This is a genomic window from Psychrobacter pasteurii, from assembly GCF_900162815.1.
Lineage (GTDB): Bacteria > Pseudomonadota > Gammaproteobacteria > Pseudomonadales > Moraxellaceae > Psychrobacter > Psychrobacter pasteurii.
The window spans coordinates 1-5,795 of record NZ_FUGD01000145.1; the positions used below are offsets into that span (position 1 = coordinate 1).

Here is a 5,795-nt window from a genome sequence, read left to right on the forward strand (position 1 = left end):
ATGATAGAGATATCAATGCTGCTAAGAACATCCTTGCGGTCGGGCTTGACCGTCTAGCTGTAGGAATCCCCTCGGTTTAGCGAGGGGAGGAAGTCAAAACACCCCGAAACAAAAAGAAATATTATTAACTTTATATTTAATTTAATGGTTATAGGTAAAGCAGTTATTGACAAATGGATTTTTATATACCTTGCTGAAAATGAGAAGAACTAACAGCCATACAATCAAAGGCCATAAAAAAGACCCTCTAACTTTTAAGTAGAGGGTCTTAATGGGATACAAGCAGGTTATAAACTTACTGGAACTTAGAACTTAGCCCGTTTACTCGGCTAGATTCTAAAAGCAGGGAAGCGGCTATTAATAACACTTTCTGCTTCGATTAAATTCATAATCTCATCAGCGATGTTTTCAGAAAGTTCTAAGTTGGTTGAGAAACCAACGCAAGAAGAGTTGATTTCACCCAAGACATAAACATCGTTGCCTTGATCATCGGTATCTAAAATAAAGTCTGCAGTCCACAATAAGGGCAACGCATAGCCTCCCAGACGGGCTTGTAGCATTGGGATACTGGCTTCAACCTCATCCACCATTTCTTGCCACTGTTCAGGCTTATCATAGCGATAGGTTGCGCCTGAGAATAAAGTGGCTGAGAAGGCATCGGCAGAGTCATCAGGTTTTTTATGCACCACAGATACGGCCTTATCACGGAGCATTAAGACACGGATTTCACCTTCTTTAATACGTGGCAAAAACGGCATGTCCAAAATAAGTCCACTGTCGCCTTCTAAGTACTGATAACAAAACTCGATGAACTCACCCATTGTTTTTTCTTCAACATGGTTATCACGAGCTTCAGTCAATCTTAATACGGCATCTTCTGGAATCTCAGCGACGTCTTTATATTTTTTGGGCTCTTTTAACTGTACTCGCCAGATGCCTTCGCCAGTTGAACCGCGGTTTTGCTTTAACACACGTTCACCACGAGCTAGAGTTTGAGGAAACTGATGTTTTAGCTCATCGTATTCATAGTAGCAATACACATCTTCAGGTACCAAAGCAGTCCCTTTTAGACGCTCGACCACATTTTTTGCGCCATAGTTAATCATAACGTCAGGATGTGGCAGGCCTTTCACCCCTTGATGTACCAACTCACGTAGCATTTGGAAGTAGCCGGTTTCGTCCTTTAAGTTACCTGGATTGATACGGCTGACATAGGCATCGGCTTTATCGATGGTATAACGGTAAATTTCACCGCGGTTTTCATCACTATAAAAAATAACTTCGGCAGTCCAACCCCGAGCTTTTAGGGATTCGACAATAGGGTAAGTATCACGGCGGTAGCCATATTTGCTCTTATCAGAGCCACCACGAGCCTCAAAAATAACAACGTGTTTTTTCATACTAAAATCTCTATTAATGCCAATAATTAACTAGGGGGTTAATAAGCTATTTGCTGATTAATGACTAAATCTATAAGTAGGTAACCGTACAACTGTGGCTAAGAATGGAATCTATAAGGTATTAGGGCAAAGCTTAGAAAGGGGATAATTCGGGGTTTGTTTTTTGGAAGGCGCAAGTCTATAGAAGAGTGAAGTAGAAAACAATACAGGGAGCTAACTTTTTTAGATTTTTTTCTCAGTTAATATTCGCAGTGTCCATAATCCCTACGCCCTCGGCTCTATCAGCAGTGGTTAAACAATAATAAACGGTTATGAACTTATGATGACAAAAAAGAGCGCAGCAAAAATAAACACAAGAATAAATAGAGGCCCGACAAGCAATAGGAGCTTATGGCAAAGCCTTTATATAGGTAACTTTAACCCCACTCTCAACTCTTTATAAGTTATTGATATTTAAAGGTTTATGACGGTAATACCTAACAACTAAATATTTTAAGCCCTTTAAAATCAAGGGTTAAGAAAAAAGAGTTGAGATTCGGGTAACTTTATATAGTTAAGAGGTCTTGATAAGGAATAAAATCCTTAGCTGTTGTTTTTAATATAACTGCTCACTAAGTCATTAAACTCGTCGGCTTTACCAATGTGAGGCCAGTGTCCCGCTTGGCTATAGAAATGGGCATCTGCTGTGGGCATGATATTTAATAGCTCAAGGCTGCGTGATAAAGGAACCACTTTATCATTCATGCCATGGATTAATAATACTGGGAGAGTAAGCTTGGCTAAGGCATCGAAGTCTAAAGCAAACTGATCACGGTCTCGATCTCGCGCGGCCAATAAGGTGGGTCTTAGCCCACCAGCTTGCTCTTTTAGGGCGGCTTGATAACGTAGATTGACTAAGGCATCGCACACCAAGTCATCATTGCAGATGTTCTTTTGTAAGTCTTGTTTAATATGAGCGGCTGACAGGGTGCTTTTTGGTTTGGTACCAGTGACAGGCTTTGGCTTATTTGTCTTTTTGGCGCCGCCGGTTCCAATAGATACCACGCCACAAATTCTTTCTGGGTGATCTAAAGCCAACTGTAAGGCTGTCCAGCCTCCTAGAGAACTACCGATTAGCCAAGCCTTTTCGATATTCAAAGCATCCATTAAGCGCAGAGTGTGGTCACCCCATTGTTTGATACCGTAGGTGCTGTCTGCTGCAGTGACCGTCTCGCCGTAGCCGATGGAGTCAAAGGCAATGGTCTGATAACTTTGACTCAAGTGAGGCATATTCTGCCACCAGGTAACGGCCGCTGACGTACCTGAACCTGATCCATGCAACATTAACAAAGGTATCCCTTCACCTTGGTCGTAGTAGTGAGTCAGCTCATTAGAGGCGGTCTGGATCCATTTATCTTCAAGATTAAAAAACTTATCGGTTTTAAACTCTGGAGGAGATAAGGTCATGAAGGGTCTCTGCTTTGATAGCCTAGTCGAGGAAAGTCATATTTTAGCTTAATTTGCAGCGGCTTAGGGCGCTTTTTTATTCACACTTTGTACTCACTTTTATTAAAAATCTATCTTCTAGGTAAATTCAGTTCCTTAAATAAATATAATACTCCCGGAAAACTAGACCAAAAAATTGTAGCAAATAAGATAGAATAACCTTTAGAAAAAGAGGTCTATCTAATGACAAAAGTACGTAAGCGTCACAATGCTGAATTTAAAAGCAAAGTCGCCGTTGAAGCCATCAAAGAACACAAAACTCTCAACGAGTTAACCGCAGAATATGGGGTTCATGCAACCCAAATCAGCAACTGGAAAAAGCAGGCTTTGGCAGTTATTCCTACTGCATTCAATACCAAACAGCAAGCCAACGAACAAGCCCAGCAAGCTATTATCGATGAATTACATAGGCAACTAGGGCAAGTCATCAGCGAAAGAGACTGGCTTAAAAAAAAGTCCTCACAGCTACCCTAAGCACTCGTAAACAACTGTTAGAACCTGATAAAAAGTATTTTAGTGTTCGTAAGCAATGTGAATTACTCGGTATCAACCGCTCAAGTCTGTACTATCAGGCAAAGCCCATCAGCGAGCTTGATATTACCCTGATGAACTTGCTTGACCAGCAGTACACCAAAACCCCATTTTATGGGGTTAAACGCATGACAGCGTATTTGAGACAACTAGGCTATCAAGTGGGAGAAAAGCGAGTTAGGCGCTTACTACGGCAAATGGGGCTAGACGCTATTTATCAGCATCCTAACACGAGTAAGCCTAACTCTGAGAATCAAGTTTACCCGTACTTGCTTAGGCATGTACCGATTAGCCGTTGTAATCAAGTGTGGAGTACTGATATAGTAAAATCACATAAAAAGTACTACACTATAAAAATGGCATACTCACAAGATTATAGACAATTAGCGTTACAGAAACTTGAAGAGGGCTACTCTATTAGAGAAACAGCCGAATACTTCAAGATAAGTACACGTACACTCCAAACTTGGAAAAAATCACCTGAAAGAAAAAGACGTGTTTTCAAGCCTTTGAAAATAGACACTGAGCTTCTTTTAAAAGACATTGAAGACTATCCAGATGCCTACCAATATGAGAGGGCTCAACGTCTTAAGTGTAGTACATCGGGTATATGTACTGCTTTAAAACGTTTAGGCATCACTCAAAAAAAAAGACACTAAATCATCCGAAAGCTGATAAACAGAAGCGTGTTGAATTTCTCGACCAACTCAAGCAGTTTGAAGCGACAGCGAGGCCAATTATTTATATAGACGAAAGTGGTTTTAAGTCTCATGATTACAGACCTTATGGCTACGCTAAAAAAGGGGAAAAGTGTTTTGGTAAGTACAACTGGCAGTTAAAGAATAAAACAAATGCTATTGGCGCTATTCACGATAATGAGCTATTCGCTGTTGGCTTATATGATTGTAGTATTAACAGTGATATTTTCCATAGTTGGGTTGAACAGTTATTACTCGTAGAGATACCCAGTAATAGCGTTATAGTGATGGATAATGCTACTTTTCATAAAAGACAAGAAACTAAAGAGCTTATTGAAGATGCGGGGCATACAATATTGTGGCTACCACCTTACAGTCCTGATCTGAATCCCATCGAAAAAGCAGGGGCTTGGGTTAAACAAAAACGTAAAGAATGGCAGCTCAATTGTGTCGATACTTTGTTTTTTTATCTTCTTTGGATTTGTGGTATTTTTAGTATGAACTGATTATATCACCTATATTCGCCTAGCCAAGGGCTTCGTATATTTGATGGCGGTGATAGATTGGTACAGTCGTTAGTCCTAGACTGGTCGCTATCTACCACGCTTGAGGCGGATTTCTGCGTGGATACGGTGAGCAGCTTATTGCACAATGGGTTACGCTGTGAGATTTTTAATACGGATCAAGGCTCTCAGTTTACCAGCCCAAGATTTACCAGACCGCTCATTGAGCAGGGTATTGCCATCAGTATGGATGGTCGCGGTAGGGCACTGGATAATATCTTTGTGGAAAGGCTTTGGCGGTCAGTGAAGTATGAATGCGTGTATTTGCGACAGTTTGAGACAGTCAGTCAGGCAAGAGCAGGTTTGAAAGAGTATTTCGAGTTTTACAATCATGAGCGTTTACATCAGTCGCTCGATTACCATACTCCTGCACAGGTTTATCTGGCTAACAATAGTTCGGATAATGAATCGTTTTATCAACCCAATTCTATCTTAATTTTATGATAATTTGGTCTAGACATTGGGGAGTACCTTAGACTATCATAGTATCGTCTCTCAAACTCAAAAGGCGACACATAACCAATCGTACTATGCAAACGTGTTTTGTTAAACCAATCGACCCATTCAAGAGTTGCTAATTCAACATCATTCACACCTTGCCACTGCTGTTTTAAATATTCAATCACCTCCGTTTTATAAAGCCCGTTAACCGTTTCAGCCAACGCATTATCATATGAATCACCCCCCCCTATGTCAGGATAGTTGTCACCCCTAACAATCAAGTAAAAGGGGGTAACAAGGAATAAAGATGTCCAGATACAGTGAAGAGAGAAAACAAGCTATATTAAGCAAGCTATCGCCGCCACATAACAGGGCAATCGCACTATAGAAAATAGCTGCTTTAAATTAGTCTATCTAAATAAAAGGTATTAAATAGTTAGAAACTATAACTAAAATATTTTTATATATCTCGTGTTTTTGTTATTTGTGACCGAAAATTGGTGATAACATCTGTAAAAGGTCAATAATTAATTAAAATGTAGCTAAAATCGATTTGTAGTGCGATTGCCCTGCGCCACATAACTTAAGTGTATCAGAAGTTGCAAGAAGTGAAGGCATAGGTGTACAAACCCTATATAATTGGCGTAATCAAGCTAGAGAACAAGGACAGCCCATGC

4 protein-coding genes and 5 pseudogenes are annotated in these 5,795 nt (G+C 40.3%); 6 read left to right on the forward strand and 3 right to left on the reverse strand.

The features are described 5' to 3' along the window. Window positions 1–80: pseudogene (locus tag A1232T_RS14455) on the forward strand (RNA-guided endonuclease TnpB family protein); the annotation flags it as partial. Between the two features lie 249 nt (window positions 81–329). On the opposite strand, the gene A1232T_RS12495 reads toward A1232T_RS14455, so the two are convergent. Both A1232T_RS12495 and A1232T_RS12500 read right to left on the reverse strand, forming a co-directional pair. Beyond that, the gene (locus tag A1232T_RS12495; protein ID WP_077449715.1) at window positions 330–1,400 is read right to left on the reverse strand and encodes a Cj0069 family protein; all 1,071 of its coding nucleotides are present in this window, start codon (window positions 1,398–1,400) and stop codon (window positions 330–332) included. 582 nt (window positions 1,401–1,982) lie between these two features. After that, window positions 1,983–2,846 (reverse strand): alpha/beta fold hydrolase, encoded by an 864-nt coding sequence (locus tag A1232T_RS12500; RefSeq protein ID WP_077449716.1) that lies wholly within the window; start codon window positions 2,844–2,846, stop codon window positions 1,983–1,985. Between the two features lie 222 nt (window positions 2,847–3,068). Here A1232T_RS12500 and A1232T_RS13630 point away from each other — a divergent pair. The 4 genes and pseudogenes from A1232T_RS13630 to A1232T_RS12525 all read left to right on the forward strand — a co-directional run. After that, window positions 3,069–3,739, forward strand: a pseudogene (locus A1232T_RS13630) (IS3 family transposase); the annotation flags it as partial. Between the two features lie 33 nt (window positions 3,740–3,772). Then, a complete protein-coding gene (locus tag A1232T_RS13975) occupies window positions 3,773–4,075 on the forward strand; it encodes an IS630 transposase-related protein (protein ID WP_077449718.1) in 303 nt (100 codons plus the stop codon). Beyond that, entirely contained in the window at window positions 4,027–4,620 is a 594-nt protein-coding gene (locus A1232T_RS12520) for an IS630 family transposase (protein WP_143513994.1), read from the forward strand. The genes A1232T_RS13975 and A1232T_RS12520 overlap by 49 nt, the downstream gene beginning before the upstream one ends. A gap of 4 nt (window positions 4,621–4,624) precedes the next feature. Further along, a pseudogene (locus tag A1232T_RS12525) lies at window positions 4,625–5,121 on the forward strand (IS3-like element ISPpy1 family transposase); the annotation flags it as partial. Here the strand turns inward: A1232T_RS12525 and A1232T_RS12530 are convergent. Next, a pseudogene (locus A1232T_RS12530) lies at window positions 5,094–5,360 on the reverse strand (integrase core domain-containing protein); the annotation flags it as partial. The pseudogenes A1232T_RS12525 and A1232T_RS12530 sit on opposite strands and share 28 nt — an antisense overlap. A gap of 332 nt (window positions 5,361–5,692) precedes the next feature. On the opposite strand from A1232T_RS12530, the pseudogene A1232T_RS13980 reads away from it, so the two are divergent. Then, window positions 5,693–5,795, forward strand: a pseudogene (locus A1232T_RS13980) (transposase); the annotation flags it as partial.

Excerpts from the sequence above, each read along its gene's own strand:
- A1232T_RS12500 (WP_077449716.1), bottom strand. The coding sequence starts at position 2,846 with ATGACCTTATCTCCTCCAGAGTTTAAAACCGATAAGTTTTTTAATCTT.
- A1232T_RS12495 (WP_077449715.1), bottom strand. The coding sequence starts at position 1,400 with ATGAAAAAACACGTTGTTATTTTTGAGGCTCGTGGTGGCTCTGATAAG.
- A1232T_RS12520 (WP_143513994.1), top strand. The coding sequence starts at position 4,027 with ATGTACTGCTTTAAAACGTTTAGGCATCACTCAAAAAAAAAGACACTA.
- A1232T_RS13975 (WP_077449718.1), top strand. The coding sequence starts at position 3,773 with ATGGCATACTCACAAGATTATAGACAATTAGCGTTACAGAAACTTGAA.